Below are 20,252 nucleotides of genomic sequence, written 5' to 3'. Positions count from 1 at the left end.
GAACGACGCGCCGCCCGCCTCGCGCTTGCGGCCCGAAATTTTCAGCAAGCGGCTCGCGCCGCCGACAGGGAGACCGAGCCATGACATTCAGAAGAACCAGAACCACGGCCGCCGCATTGGCTTCCACAGTGCCCGTGGCACTGCTGGCAGGTTGCAGCTTTTTCGCCTCGCTGCAACCGGCGCCCGGGCCCGCCGCGGCAACTGCGCCGCCCGCCCCTCCGCCCGCGGTGGTGTCGAAGGACGGGCTCGCACCGATCACCGGCGAGCAGGTCGAGCGCATCCGCGAAGTCATCGGCGGCAAGACGCCCAGCCCGGCTGTGGCCAAGGTGGTTCGCGGCGCCGCGCCGACCATCGAATCGTTCGTGCGCACCGAAGGCTGCATCACCGACCGCAACGGCGCGGTGCTCAACCCCTTCGCGGCGCCGGGCCGGCTGTTCGACGGCACCGGCTTCCAGGGCGGGCCGATGGCGCAGATGCAGTACCACGACAAGACGGCCTGCGTGACCGTCAAGCGCATCCAGAACTGGAAGATGGTGTCGCCCAAGCTGCTGCGCTTCGACGTGGTGTACGTGGGCGACGACGGCGAGGAGCAATCGGTGCGCCGCCACGAGCTCGTGCGCCAGCCCAAGGGCGGTTGGCTGTTCACGCGCTGAGCGTCGTTCTTCAGTCCGCGGCTGCGCCCGCGAGCTTCTTCTGGTGGCGCAGTGCCATCGCGAACGACAACTGCGCCACGATGCCCGCCCCGGCCAGCACGAGGGCCGCGGCCAGTGCCGGATTCGTGTGGCCCATGCCGGCCAGCGCCGTGCACAGCGCGCCCACCGCCATCTGCGTCGAACCATAGAGGCCCGAGGCCGAGCCGATGACTTGCGGGTTGACGCTGATCGCCTGCGTCAATGCGGCCGGCGAGGCCATGCCAGCGCCGACGGTGTAGAGGAACATGGTGCCCACCGCCAGCGGCACCGAAAGATGTCCCGTCACCACCCCGCCCAGCAGCACGAAGGCCGCGAGCACGCTGAGCGCGTTGGAGCGGATCATGAGGCGGTCCACGCGCACGCGTTGGATCAGATGGCTCGTGAGAAAGCTGCCGAGCCACACACCCGACACCAAAATCGCGAGGTAGATGCCCGCCTCGTGCGCCGGGCGGTGCAACTGGTCCACGAAGATGAAGGGCGCGGAGGCGATGAAGGCATACATCGAGGTGGTCGCGCAGCCGCCGCCGATCGAGAAGCCGAGGAACGCGGGCGAGCGCAGCAACTGGCCGTAGTTGCGCGCGAGCGCCGAGGCATCGAGCCGCGCGCCCGGCGTGCCGGTCTCGGGCAAGAGGCGCCAGGTGAAGAGCAGGCCGACGATGCCCAGCGCGAAGAGCGCATAGAAGATCGAGCGCCATCCGAGCGCGGTGGCGAGCGCGCCGCCGACCAGTGGCGCGATGCTCGGGCCGACGGTGACCATCAGGTTCATCAGCGCGAGGCGTCGCGTGGCCTCCTGCGGCCCGGCCGTATCGCGCACGATGCTGCGGCCCAGCACGAGGCCCGCACAGCCGCCGATCGCCTGGAACAGCCGCGCCGTGATGAGCGCATGCACATCGGGCGAGAGCGCGGCGACGAGCCCCGCCACCGAGTAGAGGCCGAGCCCGAACAGCAGCACGGGGCGCCGGCCGAAGCGGTCGGCCATCGGGCCGTAGAGCAACTGCCCGACGGCGAGGCCGAAGATGTAGAGGCTCACCGTCATCTGCATCGCGCTGATGCCGGCGCCGAGGTTCTTCGCGGCGATCGGCAGGGCGGGTACGAAGATGTGCATCGCCAGCGTGCCGCTGAAGGTGACCAGCGCGAGCAGCCACAGCGGCGCGTGCGGGCGTTGCGACGGCCTTGCTGTCGACATCATTGCTTCGTGGTTGCTGCCGTGTTGCTGTCGAGTGCAACGGCGCTGGATTCATCGGGCTCCCAGCCGCCGCCGAGCGCCATGAAGAGCACCACCTGGTCGTCGCCCAGTTGCGCTTCGCTGGCGGCCAGGGCCGCGTCGCTTGCCGCGAGGGAGCGCTCGGCATCGAGCGCGTCTAGGTAGGCGGTGCGACCGTTCTTGTAGAGCTGGCGAGCCTGCGCCGCGACCTTCGCGCTTTCGTCGCGCGAGGCCTGCAGCGCGGCATGGCGGTCGAGTTCGCGGGCGTAGGTGCCGAGCGCGGTTTCGGTTTCGCGCAGCGCGGTGAGCACGGTGCCGTCGAACTTGGCAAGCACGCCGCGCGTGGTGGCTTCGGCCTCGGCGATGCGGGCCTGCGCGATGCCGGTGTTGGGGATCGTCCAGGAGATCAGCGGACCCATGCTCCAGCTCATCGTGTCCTTGCGGCCGAAGTCGGCGGCCGGGCCGGCCGATGAAGCCGAGAGACCGAGCGTGACCTTCGGATAGAGATCGGCCGTGGCCACGCCGATGCGCGCGGTCGATGCCGCGAGGCTGCGCTCGGCCTGGCGAATGTCGGGGCGGCGACGCAGCAGGGCCGCGCCATCGCCCACGGGCAGCGTGCCGGCCACGCGTGGGGGCACGGTGCAGTCGGCCACCTCGCGCGGAAAGTCCTGCGGCAGTGCGCCGGTCAGCGTGGCGAGGCGGTAGAGCGCGCCCTGGCGCTCGGCCTTCAGCGGCGGCAGCGCGGCGTTCAGTTGCTCGAGCTGCGCACGCGCGCGGCTGGTGTCGATGGTGCCGGCGCGGCCGGCGCGCTGCAGGCGGTCGGTGACATTCACCGCGTCCTGCTGCAGCGCGACGGACTTCTCGGCGATCTGCAGGCGCAGGCCTGTCGAGCAGGCCTCGGCGTAGGCACGCGCGGTGCCGGCGGCGACGTTCACGCGCACGAGATCGAGCGCGGCAGCGGCGGCTTCGGTGTTGGCGCCGGCTGCTTCGATGCTGCGGCGGATCTGGCCGAACAGGTCGACCTGGTACGACAGCGATGCACCCGCGCTGTAGTTGAAGCGGCTCGGCGGCTCGTAGCCCTTCTGCAGCAGCGAGAGGCCCGAGACATGGCCGAACGACGGGCCGCCGTTCACGCCCAACGTGGGGCGCTGCGCGCCGGCCACTTCGGACTCGATGGCGCGTTCGCGTTCGAGGTTTGCCACCGCCTGGCGCAGGTCGGTGTTGTGGGCGAGAGCCTGCGTGACGAGCTTGTCGAGCAGCGGGTCGTGGTACAGGCGCCACCAGTGCGGAGGCAGCGGCGCCGAGTTCGCGGGAGATTCGGCAAAGGGCTTTGCCGCAGCGGGCTGGCTGGCGAGCGCATCGGCGGGCTGCTTGTAGTCGGGGCCGACCGCTGCGCACGCGGCAAGCCCGGCAGCGACCGCCAATGAGGCCATGCGAAAAGCGAAGCGGGTCATGGCGTCATCCCTTCTTCGGGGCGGCCGCGCCGTGCTCCAGCACCTGCACGGTCACCGTCTGGCCCGCGACGAGCCGCGCGCCTTCGGGCAGCGGGTCTAGCTTCACGCGCACCGGAATGCGCTGCGCGAGGCGCACCCAGTTGAAGGTCGGGTTCACGCTGGGCAGCAGGTTCGCGCTGGTGGAGCGGTCGCGGTCGGCGATGCCGGCGGCCACGCTGTCGACCGCGCCTTCGAGCACCGCGCCGCCGCCCATCGGCGTGACGCGCACGCGGTCGCCCAGGTGGATGCGCGGCAGCTTCGTTTCCTCGAAATAGCCTTCGACGTAGAACGACTGCGCATCGACCAGCGCGAGCACCGGCCTGCCCGCCGCGGCGTAGCTTCCTTGGCGCAGATCGAGGTTGGTCACGAGGCCGTCGGCCGGCGCGCGCACCTGGGCGCGCTGCAGATTGAGGCGTGCGGAATCGAGCGCCACCTCGGCCTGCGCGACGGCAGCCCGCATCTGCTCGAGGCGCGAACGGGTCTGCTCGCGCGCTTCCTTGGAGACCAGTTCGTCCAGGCCCGCGTTGCGCGCGTTTTCACGCTGCACCTGCGCGCTCGCGGCGCGTTGTGCCGACAGAGCGGCCTGCGCCTGACGCACAGCGAGGTCGTAGCGGGCGCGATCGACCTCGAACAGCAGCGTGCCGGCGGCGACCGATTGGTTGTCCTGGATCGGCACGGCCGTGACGAGGCCCGACACGTCGGGCGCGATCTGGACCACGTTGGCGCGCACGCGGCCGTCGCGCGTCCATGGCGCGAGCTCGTAGTGGTCCCAGAGCCGGAAGCCGGCCCAGACGGCCGCGGCCACCACGGCCACGGTGAGGAGGACGCGCAGCAGGCGCTGTATCTGGGAGTTGTCTGAAGATGAACTGGCGGTCATGGGAATCTCTTCGTCATTGAAGGTGTGAGGTGAGGCGGCTCAGGGCGTAGAGCAGCAGCAGGTAGAGCGCCATGTCGAACAGCGCCGGGTGCCACACCCAGCGGTACAGGCCGGTGGCCGCGAGCAGGCGCCGCACGCCCCAGAGCGCGAGCAACGCACCGGCGGCGAGCACCATGAGCCAGGGCAGGTAGAGGCCGTAGAAACTGGCTTCGCCGATCATGTGGAGGCTCCTTGGCGGACTGCGGTGGGGACGGCCGCAAGCTTTGGCGGCGCGTCGGGGAACAGGTTGCGGCGCAGGCCCACCAGCGCGGTGACGGCGGCGCGTGATGCCGAAGAGGTGTCGCGCGCGGCGAGCACCGCGTTGAGTGCGTCGTCGATCTGCGGCAGCAGGCCTTGCGGCCGCGGCGTCATGCGGCCTTCGCCGCGCTGGCGGAAGAAGCGCGAGATGCCGCCCAGCAGCGCGGCCGAGTGGGCAAGCGGCAACTGCGCGCGCACGCGCTGCAGCACCGCGATGTCGGCGCCCATGCGCAGGTCGCGCAGCGCGTCGTTGGCGGCCACGCCTTCGATGGTGCCGCCGGCCTGCGCGATGCGCGGCGCGAGCAGGCCGATGCGGTCGAGCATGCGCACCGCATAGGCGTCGCCCTGCGCGTACTGCGGTTGCGAAGAAGCGGCCATCTCGCCGAGCTCGCGCCAGGTCGCGCGCTGGATGCGGCGCGCGCTCCAGTCGGCGCCCACCGAGCGCACAAGACGCGTGACGCGGGCCGCGACCAGCACGCCGACGATCTGGCCGATCATGCTGTTGATGAAGCTCACGAGGTCGGCGCTGGCGGTGTCGTGCATCGCGAGCGTGCCGGCCACGCCGAAGATCATCGCCATCGCGGGCATGAAGTGCGTCGGCCTCGGCAGGTACAAGCCCAGCAGCAGGAAGAGCGGCGCGCAGATGGCGACCAGCATGCCGAAATCCTGCACCGTGGGCATGAGCACCAGCACGTAGACGGCGGAGATCGGAATGGACCACAGCGTCCATTTCAGGAAGCCGTGGATCGCCGGCACCGGGTCGTCCATGGTCGCGAAGAAGCAGCAGAAAACGGCGGCCATCATGGTGGCGACCGAGCCCATGGTCCAGCCCGTGAGGATCCAGAACGCGCCGCACAGGCAGATGGCGATGACGGCCGCGAGTGCGGAGAGCAGCGCCATGCCGTAGTCGCGGTGCAGCGCGCGGTTGCCGAGGGCGGCGGTTCGGCGCAGCGGGGCGGCGCCCTTGAGGCCTTCGTCGATATCGAGGCGCAGTTGGGCGCACGCCTTCCAGCCGTCGACAAGTTCTTCGAGGCGGCCGGCGAGGCCGATGCGCAGGGCGCGGCCCCAGGCGGTGGGTTGCGCGGCGGTGTCGGCTTGCGGTGTGGCGCTCAGTGCGGCGATGGCGTTGCGCAAGGCTTGCAGGCGCTCGGCGCGCGAGGTGTCGTCGCTCGCGGGTTCGGCTTCGGCGCGCAGCCATTGCGCGGCCTGCGCGAGCACGGCGGCCACGTCGGGAGCGAGCGCGCCTTCGGCCTCCTCGAGCGCGAGCAGCCGGTCTTCGACAGCCGAGAGCGCTGGCGTGAGCGCGGCGACGCGGTCCTGCATCGTGCGGATCGCGCCGGCCGTCCAGCGCAGGTGCGTGGTATCGAAGGGCACGTGGGTGGAGAGCAGGCGCAGCTGCGTGATGTCGCCCGCGAGGCGGCGGCGGTCGGCATCGAGGCGCTTGGGATCGGCATCGCCGCTGCTCTTGCGGCCGGTCGGCTGCAGCAGGTCGCCGAGCCACTTGCGCGCGTCGTGCAGCGTGCGGTCGAGCAGGCCGAGCACGGTGGGCGCGAGCCCCGTCGGCAGCACGAGGCTGTGGATCAGCGTGGCGCAGAAGATGCCGAGGCCGATCTCCTCGACGCGCGCCACGGCGGTGTCGAACAGCACCAGCGGCGTCTGCACCGACGGAAAACCGATCAGCGCAGCCGTATAGCCCGCGAGCATGAAGACGTAGGAGCGCGGCGTGCGGTCGAAGAGCGAGATGCACAGGCACAGGCCGACCCACAGTGCGAGCACCAGCGTCAGCAGCTCGGGCGCGTTCGAAAGCGCCGGCACCAGCAGCACCGTCGCCGTGCAGCCGATCAGCGTGCCGAGGAAGCGGTACACCGCCTTGGAGCGCACCGCGCCGGCCAGCGGATGGGCCACGATGTAGGTGGTCATGAGCGCCCAGAACGGCCGCGGCAGGCCGGCGCGGCTGGCCAGGTACATCGCGAGCATCGCGGCGGCGAAGCTCTTGCCGGAAAACAGGAGCTCCGCGCGGCTGAAGCGCGGCAGGCGGAGCGTGGTCATTTACTTGCGGCCTTCCTGCTGCGTTGCCAGGGCGTTGCGACCCAGGCGCTCTTCGAGCGTGGCGAAGACGCGCAGGCACGCGGCGATGTCGTCGTCGGCGACGCCCTCGAAGAGCGTGTTGCGCATCTCGCTCAATGCGGCTTCGATGGTGGCGCAGGCCTTCACGCCGGTGGGTGTGAGGTGCAGGGTCTTGGCACGGCGATCGGCCGGGTCTTCGAGGCGTTGCACGAGGCCCGCATCGACCAGTTGATCGACCGAGCGCACCAGCGACGGTCCCTCGATGCCCAGCACCGAAGCGAGCATGCCCTGCCGCATGCCGTCGCCCATGCGGCCGATCATCACGATGGGCCAGGCCAGCGTCTGCGACACGCCGACGTGGGCCACCGCCTTGTCGGCCGCGGCACGGTAGGAACGCTGCAGCGTGGACAGCGACATGCCCAGGTGCATGAGCGCGTGTTCGCGAGTCTGGGTTTTCTCGGAGGTGGTCACGCCGGATAGATATTAGTTAGCTTGCTATCTATTATACGGGTAACTACCGATCCATGCAGCGCCCACGCTTGCGCCCGCCTGGGGCGCCGGCGAACCGGGAAAGAAAAAACAGGGGAAAGAAGAAAAGTGTGAAGCCCGCCGATAAGCCGGATTCTGTGCATCGGAGGTCTCTTGCGAAACTCCCGACGTGACCGCCATTACTCTGGGCCGTTTGTCGCCAAACGGCTCGATGCCACCTACCCGCCAGCTCAGCGGAACCACCTCGATACTGGCCTACTTGGTGTTGCTGCGCGCAGAGATTGCCCGTTTCACCCGAACTGAATCGGCTCGTCTCTGTTGCTCTGATCCTCACCTCACGGTGGAGAGTCGTTAACTCCTGCGCTGTCCTGTGCAGTCCGGACGTTCCTCCAGTGCGGTCTTTCGACGCGGCGCCCTAAGGCGTCGCCCCTTTCGGGCTTGCACCAGCGGCGGTCTGGCGTGCTTCACACGGCGATTATCGCCCGGCGGACGAAGCTCGGTTCCGGCAGCATGGCGCGCCCCGGTTCAAGGAGATCATCGCGCCCGGAGACACCGAGGCCCATTGCCGCCCGAGCAGGTCAGCCTGAAGCCGGTTCCACGTCCGGCAGCTACAGCGCGAGCAACGGCATCGACGACCAGGTGGTTGTGAAAGACCGCGAGGCCGCTCAGGCGGCCCAGCTCCCTTGCGATGGTGAGCTTGCCGGAGGCGACAGGCCCATGGATGAACACCAGTTTCATGGCTCCATTTTGCCGGCGCCCGCGCGCCGGAATCGCCCCGGCGTGATGCCCGCGTGGCGCGCGAAGGCGCGGTTGAACGCAGCCTCGGACCGGTAGCCGACCGCCTCGGCGATGCTCGCCGTGTCCTGCGCGCCCTGCCCGCCCTGTGCCAGCAGGCGCGACGCGAGCTCCATGCGCAGCGTGGTGAGAAATTCGAGCGGCCCGGTGCCCACGCGCCGCGTGAATTCGCGCGCGAAGGTGGCGCGCGAGAGGTGGCAGCGCTCGGCCAGCGACGCCACGGTCCAGGGTTCATCCGGCTGCGCCAGCATCGCCCGCAGCCCGGGCGCCAGACGCGGGCTGGCCATGAGGCCGAGCACGCCGGTGAGCTCGGGCCTCGTTTCCAGGTGCGCGCGCACCGCCAGCGTGAAGAGCGTGCCCGACAGTTGCGCCACGATGGCCGCGGCGCCGGCGCGCTGCTGCGCGATCTCCTCTGCCATCAGCCGCACCAGCCCTTCGAGCCACGCGAAGCCGGGGCGGTCGGCGAAGGCGATCACCATCGGCTCGGGCAGCGCCTCCAGCAGCACGCTGCGCCGCCGGCCGGGGAATTCGAATTCGCCGCAGAGGATGTCGGTGTCCGCCTTTTCGGGGCGCTTGAGGTTGGTCTTGAGATCGAGCAGTTCGCCGGTCCGCAGCCTGATGGCGCGCCCCTCGCCCTGCAGGCCCGCGGTGCGCAGCACGTGCGCCGGCCCGCGCGGCAGGATCACGAGGCTGCCCTCCTCCAGCGGCACCAGCGTGCGGCTCTCGGGCAGCCAGAGCTCGCAGCGCCCGCGCAGCACGATATGAAAGGGCGCGCGCCACGGTCCGATGGCCTCGTGCGGCGCCGCCCAGTCCTCGCCGAACAGGCAGTGCAGGTCCATGCGGCCGCGCAGGCCGAGCCAGTCGACGAGTTCGCTCAGGGGGTCGGCATGCGGATTCATTTGAGACGATGGAGCAATTTTTAGAGGCTCAGGAGCATTCAAAATCTTACCCTCGGCGCTCAGAATTCATCCAACGATCCTTCCCTCAGGTGAACCGAATGACTTCCGAGCGCGCCCCCGTTCCCGTTTCCTATTTCGGCATTGCCGTCGGTGCGCTGGCGCTGGGCAACGCCTGGCGTGTCGCGGTGCCGCTCTGGCATCTGCCGCAGGACATCGCCCATGTCGCGACATGGAGCGGCCTCGCGGTATGGCTCGTGCTGCTCGCGCTTTATGCCCACAAGTGGCTGCGCCACGGGGACGCCGCACGCGCCGAGATGAACCACCCGGTGCAGTCGTCGTTCGCGTCGCTGGTCCCGCTGGCCAGCATGCTCGCGGCGATGGCGCTGCTGCCTTACGCGCGGGGCGTGGCGCTGGCCGTGTTCGCGGTGTCGATCGTCGCGTCGCTCGTGCTCGGCCTCTGGCTCTATGGGCGCACGTGGCAAGGCGGGCTCGCGCCCGAACTCGTCACGCCGGCTTTCTACCTGCCGGCGGTCGGACAGAACTTCGTGGCAGGCACGGCTGCAGCCGCATTCGGCTGGCCGCAATTGGGCATGTGGTTCTTCGGGGCGGGGCTCTTCTCGTGGCTGGCCATCGAATCGCTGATCCTCGGCCGCGCGGCAACGCACGCGCCGCTGCCCGAAGCGCTGCGCCCCGTGCTGGGCATCCAGCTCGCGCCGCCGGTGGTGGGCGGCGTCACGTACATGAGCCTGAACCACGGCGCCCCCGACCTGTTCGCACAGGTGCTGCTCGGCTACGGCCTCTTCCAGGCGCTGCTGCTTCTTCGCCTCTTGCCGTGGATCGCCAGGCAGCCCTTCACGCCGTCGTACTGGGGCTTCACCTTCGGCGTGGCGGCGCTCCCGACCCTGGCCATGCGACTGGTCGCGGCCGGTGCCACCGGGCCGGTCGAATGGGTCGCGCCGACGACCTTCGCGGCGGCCAACGCGATCATCGGATTCCTGGCGTTTCGGACGATCGCGCTCTTGGTGCAGGGCCGGCTGTTGCCGGCTGCAACACCCTCGCGCTGAAGCGGTCACGGGCTGGTCTCACAATGCGCGCTGTCCGCTGAACAACCGCATCCAAGGAGATTCATTCCATGAAGGCCCAGAACATCCTCCAGACCATCGGCAACACGCCGCACATCCGCATCAACCGCCTGTTCGGCAATGCGAAGCAGCAGGTGTGGATCAAGTCGGAGCGCGCCAACCCAGGCGGCTCGATCAAGGACCGCATCGCGTTGTCGATGGTGGAAGACGCCGAGAAAAGCGGCGCGCTCAAGCCCGGCGGCACCATCGTCGAGCCGACCTCGGGCAACACCGGCATCGGCCTCGCGATGGTCGCGGCGGTCAAGGGCTACAAGCTGATCCTGGTGATGCCCGACAGCATGTCGATCGAGCGCCGCCGCCTGATGCTGGCCTACGGCGCCACCTTCGACCTGACGCCGCGCGCCGGCGGCATGAAAGCCTCCATCGCCCGCGCCGAGGAAATCGTGGCCGGCACGCCGGACGCGTGGATGCCGCAGCAGTTCAACAACCCCGCCAACGTCGAGGTGCATGTGCGCACCACGGCCGAGGAAATCGCGGCCGACTTTCCCGACGGCATCGACGTGATCATCACCGGCGTGGGCACGGGCGGCCACATCACCGGCGTGGCGAAGGTGCTCAAGAAGAAGTGGCCCAAGCTCCAGGTGTTCGCGGTGGAGCCGGTGGCCTCGCCCGTCATTTCGGGCGGCACGCCGTCGCCGCACCCGATCCAGGGCATCGGCGCGGGCTTCATCCCGAAGAACCTCGACACCTCGCTGCTCGACGGCGTGCTGCAGGTCGACGCCGAACCCGCCCGCGAAATGGCCCGCCGGTGCGCGCAGGAAGAAGGCATTCTCGTGGGCATCTCCTCGGGCGCCACGCTCGCGGCCATCGCGCAGAAGCTGCCGTCGCTGGCGCCCGATGCGGTGGTGCTGGGCTTCAACTACGACACGGGCGAGCGCTACCTGTCGGTCGAGGGCTTCCTGCCGGCCTGAATTCCGGCCTGGATTTCGGTGTCACGCCAGCTATCTCTTTCATAGCGCCACGGCGCGTAAAATCTGCGGTCTGCTTGATAACCACAAGCCACCGCCATGCTGAGAATCTCCGAACTCAAACTCCCGCTCGACCACGCGCCTGAAGCGCTGGTCACCCTGATCGCCCGGACCCTCGACGTCCCGCTCGAAGCGATCGCCTCCCATACCGTCTTCAAGCGCAGCTTCGATGCGCGCAAGGTGGAGCTGCTCACGGTCTACATCTGCGACGTGCAGCTGACCGACGCGAAGCTCGAAGCCGCATTGCTCGCGAAGCACGCCGGCCATCCGCACATCCAGCCCGCGCCCGACATGCGCTACACGCCGCCGGCCAACGCGCCCGAAGGCACGAGCCGCCCCGTGGTGATCGGCTTCGGCCCTTGCGGCATCTTCGCGGCGCTGATGCTCGCGAAGATGGGCTTCAAACCCATCGTGCTCGAACGCGGCAAGACCGTGCGCCAGCGCACCCGCGACACCTGGGGCCTGTGGCGCAAGAGCGTGCTCAACCCCGAGTCGAACGTGCAGTTCGGCGAAGGCGGCGCGGGCACTTTTTCCGACGGCAAGCTCTACAGCCAGATCAAGGACCCGCGCTTCCTCGGCCGCAAGGTGATGGAAGAGTTCGTGAAGGCCGGCGCGCCGCCCGAAATCCTGTATGTCGCGCATCCGCACATCGGCACCTTCAAGCTGGTAAAGGTGGTGGAGAACATCCGCGAGCAGATCGTCGCGCTCGGCGGCGAGATCCGCTTCGAGCAGCGCGTGACCGACGTGCGCATCGAAGACGGGCACCTCCGCGCCCTCACGGTGCTCGACCAGACCACCGGCCAGTCGAGCGAACTGCGCGCCGACCATGTCGTGATGGCGCTCGGCCACAGCTCGCGCGACACCTTCGCGATGCTGCATGAACGCGGCGTTCACATCGAGGCCAAGCCCTTCTCGATCGGCTTTCGCGTCGAGCATCCGCAGGGCCTCATCGACCGTGCGCGCTGGGGCCGCCATGCGGGCCATCCGCTGCTGGGCGCGGCCGACTACAAGCTGGTGCACCACGCGAGCAACGGCCGCTCGGTCTACAGCTTCTGCATGTGCCCGGGCGGCACCGTGGTCGCGGCCACCAGCGAGCCGGGCCGCGTGGTCACCAACGGCATGAGCCAGTACTCGCGCAACGAGCGCAACGCCAACGCGGGCATCGTGGTGGGCATCGATCCGAAAGACTTCCCAGGCGATGCGCTCGCGGGCATCGCGCTGCAGCGTGAGCTCGAATCGAACGCCTACCTGCTCGGCGGCAGCAACTACCACGCGCCGGGGCAACTGGTCGGCGACTTCGTGGCCGGCAAGCCCTCGACTGCGCTCGGCAGCGTGACGCCCTCGTACAAGCCCGGTGTGACACCGACCGACCTGCGCGAAGCCCTGCCCGCCTACGCTATCGAGGCGATGCGCGAGGCCTTCCCCGCCTTCGGCCGCAAGATCAAGGGCTTCGATACGCACGACGCGGTGCTCACCGGCGTCGAGACGCGCACCTCGTCGCCGATTCGCATCACGCGCGGCGACGACTTCCAGAGCCTCAACGTGCGCGGCCTCTACCCGGCGGGCGAAGGCGCGAGCTACGCGGGCGGCATCCTCTCGGCCGGTGTCGACGGCATCAAGGTGGCCGAAGCGGTGGCGCGCAACGTGCTCGCCGCGGCCGAACGCGAACGCACGGCGAACGTCTGATGCAGACCATGCCGTTCGCACGCCCCACCATCGGCCAGTTCGCCGTCGCCACGCTGGCCATGGCCGCGGTGGTGCTGGCCTCCAACATCCTGGTGCAGTTCGCCATCAACGACTGGCTGACCTGGGGCGCCTTCACCTATCCGGTGGCCTATCTCGTGAGCGATCTCGTCAACCGGCGCTTCGGCCCGGGCATGGCGCGCCGCGTGGCGTGGGTCGGCTTCGCGGTGGCCATCGTCGCTTCGCTGCTGCTCGCGCCGATGCGCATCGCGCTCGCCTCGGGCCTGGCCTTCATCGCCTCGCAACTGCTCGACATCCGCGTGTTCGACCGCCTGCGCCGCGGCCTCTGGTGGCGTGCGCCGCTGGTGGCGACCGTGATCGCGGCGGTGCTCGACAGCATCGTCTTCTGGGGCATCGCCTTCGCGGGCACCGACGGTCCCTGGCTCACCTGGGCGGCGGGCGACCTTGCGGTGAAGCTCGGTGTGGGCGTGCTGATGCTGCTGCCGTTCCGGCTGCTGATCGGCCGCACGGCCGCGCGCACCTCGGCCCTGAGCCATTGAAAGCCATGATGTCCAGCAACGACGACTTCCACTACTACGAGCCCGCCAAGGGCCACGGCCTGCCGCACGATCCGTTCAATGCGATGGTCGGCCCGCGCCCGATCGGCTGGATCTCGTCGCAGGACGAGAACGGCGTGCTCAACCTCGCGCCCTACAGCTTCTTCAACGCCTTCAACTACACGCCGCCGATCGTTGGCTTCGCGAGCATCGGCGCGAAGGACAGCCTGCACAACATCCGCCAGACGCGCGAGTTCGGCTGGAATCTCGCCACGCGCCCGCTGGCCGAGCGGATGAATCAGTCGTGCGCGGCCGTGCCGCCCGAAGTGAACGAGTTCGAGCTCGCGGGCCTCACGCCCGTGGCTTCCAAGCAGATCGCCGTGCCGCGCGTGGCCGAGAGCCCCGTGTCCTTCGAGTGCCGTCTCACGCAATTGATCCAGCTCGAAGGCGTCGATGGCGTGCCGGTGCAGACCTGGCTCGTGCTCGGCGAAGTGGTGGGCGTGCACATCGCGCGCCACCTGCTCAAGAACGGCATCTACGACACCGCGGCGGCGCAGCCCATCCTGCGCGGCGGCGGTCCGGCCGACTATTTCGAGATCAGCTCCGACAATATGTTCAGGATGTTCCGGCCGCGCTGACCGCGCGCAACCGGCTTCCTGTTGTTCCTCTTTCCATCCCATCGCGCCCACCGCCGATCCCACGTATGACCGACGCATCCACCGCCGCCCCGAACACGAACGCGCGCAACGCACGGCGCCCGCGCCAGGACCTGGCCGAGCAGCTGCAACAGCTGAAGACGGGCGCAAGCGACGGCGCCCCTGCGAGCTCCGACGCGCAAGTGCCAGCCGAACAGCAGCCGCGCCAGCAGCAAGAACAGCGGCCACCGCGCGACAGGAAGCCGCGTCCGCAAGGCCAGGGACAGCAGCCCCGGCAGCAGCAGGGCCGGAAGCCGCAAGCGCAAGCACAGGCACAACAGCAACAACCGCAGCGCGCGCCGCGCAAGGTCAACCCGGTGCTCGAGCGTTTGTTCGAGCTCTACCCGCAGCTCTTCGGCGCACGCTTCGTGCCGCTCAAGCTCGGCGTGTACGAGGAACTGATCGCGCGCCATCCCGAAGACTTCAAGGCCGAAGACCTGAAGATCGCGATGGGCCAGCACGCACGCTCCACGCGCTACCTGGAAGCCGTGGCCGCGGGCCTCGCGCGCCATGACCTCGACGGCAACGCGCTCGATCCGGTCGCGCCCGAACATGTGCATCACGCCATCCTCGAACTGCACCGCCGCCGCATGCACCGCAACCCCGGCGAAGACCTGCGCCCGCAGCTCGTGGCGCGAATCGCCAAGGCGATCGAAGCCTCTGGCCTCGATCGAGAAGCCTATGCCGTGCTCGTGCGCTCGCGCGACGCGAACAACAACGCGGTGGTCGATGAAGCGCTGGCCGAACTCGCCCAGCAGGCCGCCAAGCGCGAAGCGCTGCTGCGTGCCTTCGAGGCCAGCGGCCGCAGCGAGCAGGAGTTCGCCGACATGTACGGCATGAAGCCCGGCGAGGTGGCGCGCACGCTGGAGCGCGCGCGGGCCGAGCGGCAGGCGCCGGTTGCGGCCGTTGCAGAACCGGCGGCACCGGTCGCCGAGCCCACTGCCGAACCCGCCGCCGACTGACGCATCGGGCGCCTCCGCGCCGCGACAGCCCATAAAAAAACCGCCACGCAAAGCTGGCGGTTTTTTTACGTCCGGCGGCAGCGCCGGGTTCGTGTCAGCGCGCGTTCTGCAGCGCGGCGATGCGCTCTTCGATCGGCGGGTGCGTTGCGAACAGCTTGCCGATGCTGCCGGTGATGCCCATGGCTTCCACCGCCTTGGGCAGTTCGCCGGCGGGCAGGCCGCCCAGGCGCGCGAGCGCGTTCATCATCGGCTGCTTCTGGCCCATGAGCGCGGCGGCGCCGGCGTCGGCGCGGAACTCGCGCTGGCGCGAGAACCAGGCCACCACCATCGCGGCGGCGAAGCCGAGCACGATGTCCAGCACGATGGTGCTCACGTAGTAGCCGATGCCGGGGCCCGAGGAGCGGTCGTCGCCGCGGCGCAGGAAGCTGTCGACCGCGTAGCCGATCACGCGCGAGAGGAACACGACGAAGGTGTTCATCACACCCTGGATCAGCGTCATCGTGACCATATCGCCGTTGGCGATGTGAGCGACTTCGTGGCCGATGACGGCCTCGACTTCTTCGCGCGTCATGTTCTGCAGGAGGCCGGTGGACACGGCCACGAGGGACGAGTTCTTGAAGGCGCCGGTGGCGAAGGCATTGGGCTCGCCTTCGAAGATCGCGACCTCAGGCATGCCGACGCCGGCCTTGTCGGCGAACTTGCGCACGGTGGCGACGATCCAGGCCTCGTCGGGCGACTGGGGGTTGTCGATCATGCGCAGGCCGGCGGTCCACTTGGCCATCGGCTTGCTGATGAGCAGCGAGATGAACGCGCCGCCGAAGCCCATGATGAGCGCGAAGCCCAGCAGCGCAGTCAGGTTCAGCCCGTTGGCCGTGAGGAAGCGGTTGACGCCGAGCAGGCTCGCGACGATGCCGAGCACTGCGACGACCATCACGTTGGTCAAAACGAACAGAAGGATACGTTTCAAGTTGAATTCTCCGTGGGGGAACTGCCGCTCAGATGAGGGCCGGCGGGTCCTCTTCAAGCCATGCGGTGATGCGGGCGCTTCTTTGTTGTTTGGATACCGACGCGGCCCCGGCATGGCGGCTGCGGGTAGAGCAATGATAGGAGCAAAAGTTCTACGGACGGGGCCGGAAGACCTTCGGATCGTCGTAGTACTCGGCCGACGCATTGGCGGCGCACCATCCCGGTACGCCCAGGACGGGAAGCGGCACGAAGGGCTTCTGCGCGAGCCATTCCGGGCCGAGGCGCTGGGCCAGTGTGGCGTCGTCGAGGGCGTTCGAACGCGCCGCATCCGGCAGCAGCACGTGCGCCGTCGCGGCCTTGCGGGGCGAGACCAGCTTTTCGAGCAGCGCGTGGCCGAATACGAGCAGGCGCGCCTCTGACCACAGGGCGCGCTGCGTCACGAAAAGCGCCTGCCAGTCGCGCGCCACCAGCGCGTCCCACAAGGCGGCCGGTGCATCGAGCACCGCGCCGTTCTCATCGAACAGCGTGAGCGCGTCGCGCAGCGGGCCGCGCGTGGCGCCGACACCGGTGCGGGCGATCTCGGCGGCCTGCAGTTCGTTCAGGCGCCGCTTGGTTTGCGGAAAGGCGAGCCAGACCAAGCCGTTGAAGAAGTCGTGCAGGTTGTCGCGGGTCGGCACGGTGCGGGTCTCGAAGATGTGCGCTTCGTAGGCTTGGCCGGCAGGCAGGTTGTCCTGATGCACGAAGTCGGGCGCCGACGGCGGCTTGGCGGCCTGCAGCGCCGAGGCGACCGATGCATTGCTCGCGGCCTGCGCCGCGACCTCTCCGTGGGTGCGATAGGGCGCGAGCCAGGGCTGCGCCCAGTCGACCGCCGGCAGCATCGAATCAGGACGCGGACGCGCCCGTCCAGCGGATGCGGTCGGGGTGCTGCATCACCGCGAACTCCGCCGTCAGCTTGTCGAACAGCTTGAGCGAGCTGCCGCTCTTGCTGAGGAGGCCTGCGGTGCGCAGGGCTTTCGCCACGTCGTTGAGCGGCACGTCCTTGCCGCTTCGCAGGGCCGGCGCGGCTTCCAGGATGAACTCGGCGGCTTCGGAGACCGGCTGCGGCGTGGGCTGGGGCGGAGGTGCGGCGGCCCGCGCCGTCTTCCTGGCGGCCGTCTTGGTCGCCGCTTTCTTCCCGGGTGCCGCCGCGCTTTTCGCGCGCGTGGTCTTCGCGGCAGGCACCTTCGCAGTCACCTTCTTCGCCGCAGCGGTGCGCGCCGCCGGCTTCACGCTGTGGTGCGCGAGATCGATGAAGGTGTCGTAGATGCCGACCGTCTCGTCGCCCGTCTTGCCCTGCTGCCCGATGCCGCAGACGCGGCAGCCCTTCTCGCGCAGCCGGCTCACGAGCGGCGCGAAGTCGGAGTCCGAGGACACCAGCACCACCACGTCGGGCCGCTCGGCGATCACGAGGTCGATCGCATCGACCGCGAGCGCGATGTCGGTGCTGTTCTTGCCGGCCGAGAGGTTCACCATCGGCCGCACCGAAAGCTGCTTGAAGAGCGCCTGCCGATTGACCGCCATCTCGGCGTTGCAGTACGCACGGCGCACGTGGACGGCGCCGTATTCGTCCATCGTGCGCTGCACGGCCTGCTCGATCACGTCGGCCGAGACGTTGTCGGCATCGATCAGGAGCATCACGCGAAGGGTAGGAGTCATATTGGTTTTCAGTGAATACTCGGCCATCGCTCGACAGCCGTTCTGCGGGCTCAGCCTCGATACCTGACGCTATTCGGTTGGCCTTCGGGCATAAGCTCAAATTGTGCGGGGTGACGTCGGAACAGGGTGACCGGTTTTGCCTTCGCCTCCAGAACTCCCGCATCGCGCAACTTGGTCGCAATCTGGCTCAGATGCACGGGTTGCTTGCCTTTGAGCTCGGGAAGGATCGAAAGAATCTTTTTGATCGATGGTCCTGCGACAACAACGGCCTTGGCCGAAGACGCAGCCACTGTCTTCGCAGGTTCCGGCTTCGGCTTGCTCGCCGGCACTGGCTTGGGCCGGGCGGGCGGCGGACTTTCAGCCGCTGTCGCGCTTTCTTGCACACACTGAGGTTGTGGCGCCTCTGCGGGGCTTGCATCCTCCACCACATCCAGCAACACCACGTCGTCGTAAAAACTGTCGGGGTTGGCAAATATCTTGTTCGCCAAGCTGTAGCAAAGAACCCTGCAGCCCTTCTCTCGCAGCCAAAGGGCCAGCGGAACAAAATCCGCGTCCCCGGAACATATCGCGACGATATCGATGTCGTTGGTGCATACCGCTTCCACGGCATCGATCACCAAGGCACTGTCGGTTGTCGTCTTGTCGACGATCAAGTTGGCTACCGGCCGGACGCCATGCCTCCAGAGGACAGCATGAATGGCCTTGAGGCTTTCCGGCCTGCCATATGCACGCCTGTAAATCACGCGATCGGCCATCGGTCGCAATGCCAGCAGAACATGGTCGAGCGCAGTGGCGTCGTTCAGATTGTCGGCGTCGATAAAAACGGCCAAGTTCTTGGCCGTGGCGCTTGTCGGCGTGCCGACAGCGCTCATTACATGAGCTTCCAGTTGATGGTTTCGCCGCCGCGCAGCGGCTTGAGCGTCGCTTCGCCGTAAGGCACGGTCTCCGGCACGGTCCATGTCTCGCGCTTGAGCGTGACGGTGTCGGTGTGGCGCGGCAGGCCGTAGAAATCGGGGCCGTGGAAGCTCGCGAAGCCTTCCAGCTTGTCGAGCGCGTTCACGCTGTCGAAGGCTTCGGCATACAGCTCGATCGCGGTCAGCGCGGTGTAGCAGCCGGCGCAACCGAGCGCGTGCTCCTTCAGGTGCGCGGGGTGCGGCGCGCTGTCGGTGCCGAGGAAGAAGCGGTCGCTGCCGCTGGCAGCCGCTTCGACCAGCGCGACGCGGTGCGTCTCGCGCTTGAGCACCGGCAGGCAGTAGTAATGCGGGCGGATGCCGCCGGTGAAGATGGCGTTGCGGTTGTAGAGCAGGTGGTGCGCGGTGATGGTGGCGGCCGTGAAGCGGTCGGCATCGCGCACGTAGTGGGCGCCCTCTTTGGTGGTCAGGTGCTCGAACACCACCTTGAGCTCGGGGAAGTCGCGGCGCAGCGGGATCATCACGCGGTCGACGAAGACGGCCTCGCGGTCGAACAGGTCGATGGCCGGGTCGGTCACCTCGCCGTGCACCAGCAGCAGCAGGCCGTGCTTCTGCATGGCCTCGAGCGTCTTGTAGGTCTTGCGGATGTCGGTCACGCCGGCATCGCTGTTGGTTGTGGCTCCGGCCGGGTAGAGCTTGAGCGCGCGCACGCCGGCTTCGGCGGCGAGGGCGATTTCCTCGGGCGGCAGCTTGTCGGTCAAGTAGAGCGACATCACCGGTTCGAAGGCGGTGCCTTCGGGCACGGCGGCAAGGATGCGGTCGCGATACGCCACGGCCTGGGCGGCGGTGGTCACGGGGGGACGCAGGTTCGGCATGATCAGCGCGCGGCCGAACTGGCGCGCGCTGTGCGGTACGACGGCTTCGAGCGCGGCGCCATCGCGCACATGCAAATGCCAGTCGTCGGGGCGGGTGATCGTGAGGGTGTCTGTCATGGCGCGGGGATTGTCGCACCGCCTCCCCGGCGTGCCCTTCGCCGCTGCGGGCTACGCGTGCAGGAACACCCTGCAGATGGTTGCGGCCGTGTGCCGGCTCCAGCTCGCATGGTTGACCGAGCAGCGCGCGCCCTTGTTCGGCGGCCAGGGATCGAAGATGCGCAGCGTGGTGCCCTCCTCGCCGTCCCCGCGGATGCCCGCCACGACGACCATGTGCCCCGGGCCGCCGGCCGCATGGCCCTTGGCGCCCCAGCGCAGGTCGAACATCAGCAGCCCGCTCTCCAGCGCGGTGCGCATGGCACAGACCGTCCAGGACATCGCCGGCCGCTGCAGCACCAAACCGTGCGCGGATGCGAAAAGCGCATCGGCCGTCATCGCCTCGTCGGCGTCCGCGAAGCTGCGCAGCCCGCCGTCCTCGGCGACCAGTTCGCCCGGCGTGCGCGCGACCACCGCCGGCACCGTGGAGCGCGTGATCATGGCCGTGGCAGCCGCCCAGCACAGGGCGGGCACGGGCTGCGGAATCAGTGCGACGGGATGCAGGATCGGCTCGCGGACCTCCCGGCCGAACACGAGGTTCTGCGTGCAGAGACCGGCCTCGCCATCCTCGACCAGCCAGTTCGCAGCCTGCAGCCGGCGCACGGCCATCCGGGTGAATGGACCGTAGTCGCCATCGATCACGAGCCCGGGCCCCGGCCGCAGCGTCCTGTTCAGGGCCTCCTGCAGCCTGCGGACATCGGCCCCGCGCGAGCCTTGTCTCAGTGTTGTCATCGGTTCTTGCCCTCGCCCGCGCGACTTCGGCTTTCGAAGCGGGCGGCTGCATTGTCGAAAGCGGGGCGCGGCTTCGTCTATCGGTCGGATGGCCTAGCCG

Annotated in this window: 20 protein-coding genes and 1 other RNA gene; 7 read left to right on the top strand and 14 right to left on the bottom strand. The window is 68.8% G+C overall.

The genetic code is table 11. From position 1 onward, the window contains the following. Window positions 1-80: 80 nt before the first annotated feature. The gene (locus tag VARPA_RS04560; RefSeq protein ID WP_013539377.1) at window positions 81-653 is read left to right on the top strand and encodes a hypothetical protein; all 573 of its coding nucleotides are present in this window, start codon (window positions 81-83) and stop codon (window positions 651-653) included. Between the two features lie 10 nt (window positions 654-663). On the opposite strand, the gene VARPA_RS04555 is transcribed toward VARPA_RS04560, so the two are convergent. The 8 genes from VARPA_RS04555 to VARPA_RS04525 form a co-directional block, all read right to left on the bottom strand. Then, window positions 664-1,881, bottom strand: a complete 1,218-nt coding sequence (locus tag VARPA_RS04555) for a multidrug effflux MFS transporter (RefSeq protein WP_013539376.1) — start codon at window positions 1,879-1,881, stop codon at window positions 664-666. Further along, complete coding sequence (locus VARPA_RS04550; RefSeq protein ID WP_013539375.1) at window positions 1,878-3,350, bottom strand: efflux transporter outer membrane subunit; 1,473 nt, start codon at window positions 3,348-3,350, stop codon at window positions 1,878-1,880. The genes VARPA_RS04555 and VARPA_RS04550 overlap by 4 nt, the downstream gene beginning before the upstream one ends. Before the next feature lie 4 nt (window positions 3,351-3,354). Beyond that, a complete protein-coding gene (locus tag VARPA_RS04545; protein ID WP_013539374.1) occupies window positions 3,355-4,266 on the bottom strand; it encodes an HlyD family secretion protein in 912 nt (303 codons plus the stop codon). Window positions 4,267-4,279: 13 nt separating this feature from the next. Next, window positions 4,280-4,486 carry a DUF1656 domain-containing protein gene (locus VARPA_RS04540; RefSeq protein WP_013539373.1) on the bottom strand — a complete coding sequence of 69 codons (207 nt, stop codon included), beginning with the start codon at window positions 4,484-4,486 and terminating at the stop codon, window positions 4,280-4,282. Then, entirely contained in the window at window positions 4,483-6,612 is a 2,130-nt protein-coding gene (locus tag VARPA_RS04535) for an FUSC family protein (protein WP_013539372.1), read from the bottom strand. The genes VARPA_RS04540 and VARPA_RS04535 overlap by 4 nt, the downstream gene beginning before the upstream one ends. Next, window positions 6,613-7,059, bottom strand: a complete 447-nt coding sequence (locus VARPA_RS04530; RefSeq protein WP_013539371.1) for a MarR family winged helix-turn-helix transcriptional regulator — start codon at window positions 7,057-7,059, stop codon at window positions 6,613-6,615. Window positions 7,060-7,227: 168 nt separating this feature from the next. Further along, window positions 7,228-7,585: RNase P RNA component class A (gene rnpB / locus VARPA_RS30375), an RNA gene on the bottom strand. A gap of 268 nt (window positions 7,586-7,853) precedes the next feature. Further along, complete coding sequence (locus VARPA_RS04525) at window positions 7,854-8,813, bottom strand: AraC family transcriptional regulator (protein WP_013539370.1); 960 nt, start codon at window positions 8,811-8,813, stop codon at window positions 7,854-7,856. A 98-nt stretch (window positions 8,814-8,911) separates the two neighbouring features. Between VARPA_RS04525 and tehA the strand changes: the two genes are divergently transcribed. The 6 genes from tehA to VARPA_RS04495 all read left to right on the top strand — a co-directional run bounded on the left by tehA (window position 8,912) and on the right by VARPA_RS04495 (window position 14,820). Beyond that, window positions 8,912-9,877, top strand: coding sequence for a dicarboxylate transporter/tellurite-resistance protein TehA (tehA, locus tag VARPA_RS04520; RefSeq protein ID WP_013539369.1), 966 nt, complete (start codon window positions 8,912-8,914; stop codon window positions 9,875-9,877). A 68-nt stretch (window positions 9,878-9,945) separates the two neighbouring features. Continuing rightward, on the top strand, window positions 9,946-10,866 hold the full coding sequence (gene cysK / locus VARPA_RS04515) for a cysteine synthase A (protein ID WP_013539368.1): 921 nt from the start codon (window positions 9,946-9,948) through the stop codon (window positions 10,864-10,866). A gap of 96 nt (window positions 10,867-10,962) precedes the next feature. Next, a complete protein-coding gene (locus VARPA_RS04510) occupies window positions 10,963-12,609 on the top strand; it encodes an NAD(P)/FAD-dependent oxidoreductase (protein ID WP_013539367.1) in 1,647 nt (548 codons plus the stop codon). Beyond that, window positions 12,609-13,166: a VUT family protein gene (locus tag VARPA_RS04505; protein WP_013539366.1), complete on the top strand. Its 558-nt coding sequence runs from the start codon at window positions 12,609-12,611 to the stop codon at window positions 13,164-13,166. Before VARPA_RS04510 ends, VARPA_RS04505 begins: the two co-directional genes overlap by 1 nt. A 5-nt stretch (window positions 13,167-13,171) precedes the next feature. Beyond that, a complete protein-coding gene (locus VARPA_RS04500) occupies window positions 13,172-13,801 on the top strand; it encodes a flavin reductase family protein (protein WP_013539365.1) in 630 nt (209 codons plus the stop codon). 65 nt (window positions 13,802-13,866) lie between these two features. Continuing rightward, complete coding sequence (locus VARPA_RS04495; protein WP_013539364.1) at window positions 13,867-14,820, top strand: ProQ/FinO family protein; 954 nt, start codon at window positions 13,867-13,869, stop codon at window positions 14,818-14,820. 94 nt (window positions 14,821-14,914) lie between these two features. Here the strand turns inward: VARPA_RS04495 and htpX are convergent, their stop codons facing one another. From htpX to VARPA_RS04465, 6 genes are all read right to left on the bottom strand, one after another. Continuing rightward, the gene (gene htpX, locus VARPA_RS04490) at window positions 14,915-15,787 is read right to left on the bottom strand and encodes a protease HtpX (protein WP_013539363.1); all 873 of its coding nucleotides are present in this window, start codon (window positions 15,785-15,787) and stop codon (window positions 14,915-14,917) included. Between the two features lie 151 nt (window positions 15,788-15,938). After that, the gene (locus VARPA_RS04485; protein ID WP_013539362.1) at window positions 15,939-16,664 is read right to left on the bottom strand and encodes a DUF3025 domain-containing protein; all 726 of its coding nucleotides are present in this window, start codon (window positions 16,662-16,664) and stop codon (window positions 15,939-15,941) included. A gap of 4 nt (window positions 16,665-16,668) precedes the next feature. After that, window positions 16,669-17,481 (bottom strand): NYN domain-containing protein, encoded by an 813-nt coding sequence (locus VARPA_RS04480; protein WP_041942769.1) that lies wholly within the window; start codon window positions 17,479-17,481, stop codon window positions 16,669-16,671. Window positions 17,482-17,531: 50 nt separating this feature from the next. Further along, on the bottom strand, window positions 17,532-18,353 hold the full coding sequence (locus tag VARPA_RS04475; protein WP_013539360.1) for an NYN domain-containing protein: 822 nt from the start codon (window positions 18,351-18,353) through the stop codon (window positions 17,532-17,534). Further along, complete coding sequence (pyrC, locus tag VARPA_RS04470) at window positions 18,353-19,384, bottom strand: dihydroorotase (RefSeq protein WP_013539359.1); 1,032 nt, start codon at window positions 19,382-19,384, stop codon at window positions 18,353-18,355. Before pyrC ends, VARPA_RS04475 begins: the two co-directional genes overlap by 1 nt. 51 nt (window positions 19,385-19,435) lie before the next feature. Further along, window positions 19,436-20,152 (bottom strand): peptidoglycan-binding protein, encoded by a 717-nt coding sequence (locus VARPA_RS04465; protein WP_013539358.1) that lies wholly within the window; start codon window positions 20,150-20,152, stop codon window positions 19,436-19,438. Window positions 20,153-20,252: the final 100 nt, after the last annotated feature.

The sequence above is a fragment of the Variovorax paradoxus EPS genome, assembly GCF_000184745.1.
Lineage (GTDB): Bacteria > Pseudomonadota > Gammaproteobacteria > Burkholderiales > Burkholderiaceae_C > Variovorax > Variovorax paradoxus_C.
This window is presented reverse-complemented; position numbering and strand designations above follow the sequence as displayed.

Bases quoted from the DNA above. Each gene is read 5' to 3' on its own strand.
- VARPA_RS04560 (WP_013539377.1), top strand. From the start codon at position 81: ATGACATTCAGAAGAACCAGAACCACGGCCGCCGCATTGGCTTCCACA.
- VARPA_RS04555 (WP_013539376.1), bottom strand. From the start codon at position 1,881: ATGATGTCGACAGCAAGGCCGTCGCAACGCCCGCACGCGCCGCTGTGG.
- VARPA_RS04550 (WP_013539375.1), bottom strand. From the start codon at position 3,350: ATGACCCGCTTCGCTTTTCGCATGGCCTCATTGGCGGTCGCTGCCGGG.
- VARPA_RS04545 (WP_013539374.1), bottom strand. From the start codon at position 4,266: ATGACCGCCAGTTCATCTTCAGACAACTCCCAGATACAGCGCCTGCTG.
- VARPA_RS04540 (WP_013539373.1), bottom strand. From the start codon at position 4,486: ATGATCGGCGAAGCCAGTTTCTACGGCCTCTACCTGCCCTGGCTCATG.
- VARPA_RS04535 (WP_013539372.1), bottom strand. From the start codon at position 6,612: ATGACCACGCTCCGCCTGCCGCGCTTCAGCCGCGCGGAGCTCCTGTTT.
- VARPA_RS04530 (WP_013539371.1), bottom strand. From the start codon at position 7,059: ATGCACCTGGGCATGTCGCTGTCCACGCTGCAGCGTTCCTACCGTGCC.
- VARPA_RS04525 (WP_013539370.1), bottom strand. From the start codon at position 8,813: ATGAATCCGCATGCCGACCCCCTGAGCGAACTCGTCGACTGGCTCGGC.
- tehA (WP_013539369.1), top strand. From the start codon at position 8,912: ATGACTTCCGAGCGCGCCCCCGTTCCCGTTTCCTATTTCGGCATTGCC.
- cysK (WP_013539368.1), top strand. From the start codon at position 9,946: ATGAAGGCCCAGAACATCCTCCAGACCATCGGCAACACGCCGCACATC.
- VARPA_RS04510 (WP_013539367.1), top strand. From the start codon at position 10,963: ATGCTGAGAATCTCCGAACTCAAACTCCCGCTCGACCACGCGCCTGAA.
- VARPA_RS04505 (WP_013539366.1), top strand. From the start codon at position 12,609: ATGCAGACCATGCCGTTCGCACGCCCCACCATCGGCCAGTTCGCCGTC.
- VARPA_RS04500 (WP_013539365.1), top strand. From the start codon at position 13,172: ATGATGTCCAGCAACGACGACTTCCACTACTACGAGCCCGCCAAGGGC.
- VARPA_RS04495 (WP_013539364.1), top strand. From the start codon at position 13,867: ATGACCGACGCATCCACCGCCGCCCCGAACACGAACGCGCGCAACGCA.
- VARPA_RS04485 (WP_013539362.1), bottom strand. From the start codon at position 16,664: ATGCTGCCGGCGGTCGACTGGGCGCAGCCCTGGCTCGCGCCCTATCGC.
- VARPA_RS04480 (WP_041942769.1), bottom strand. From the start codon at position 17,481: ATGACTCCTACCCTTCGCGTGATGCTCCTGATCGATGCCGACAACGTC.
- VARPA_RS04475 (WP_013539360.1), bottom strand. From the start codon at position 18,353: ATGAGCGCTGTCGGCACGCCGACAAGCGCCACGGCCAAGAACTTGGCC.
- pyrC (WP_013539359.1), bottom strand. From the start codon at position 19,384: ATGACAGACACCCTCACGATCACCCGCCCCGACGACTGGCATTTGCAT.
- VARPA_RS04465 (WP_013539358.1), bottom strand. From the start codon at position 20,152: ATGACAACACTGAGACAAGGCTCGCGCGGGGCCGATGTCCGCAGGCTG.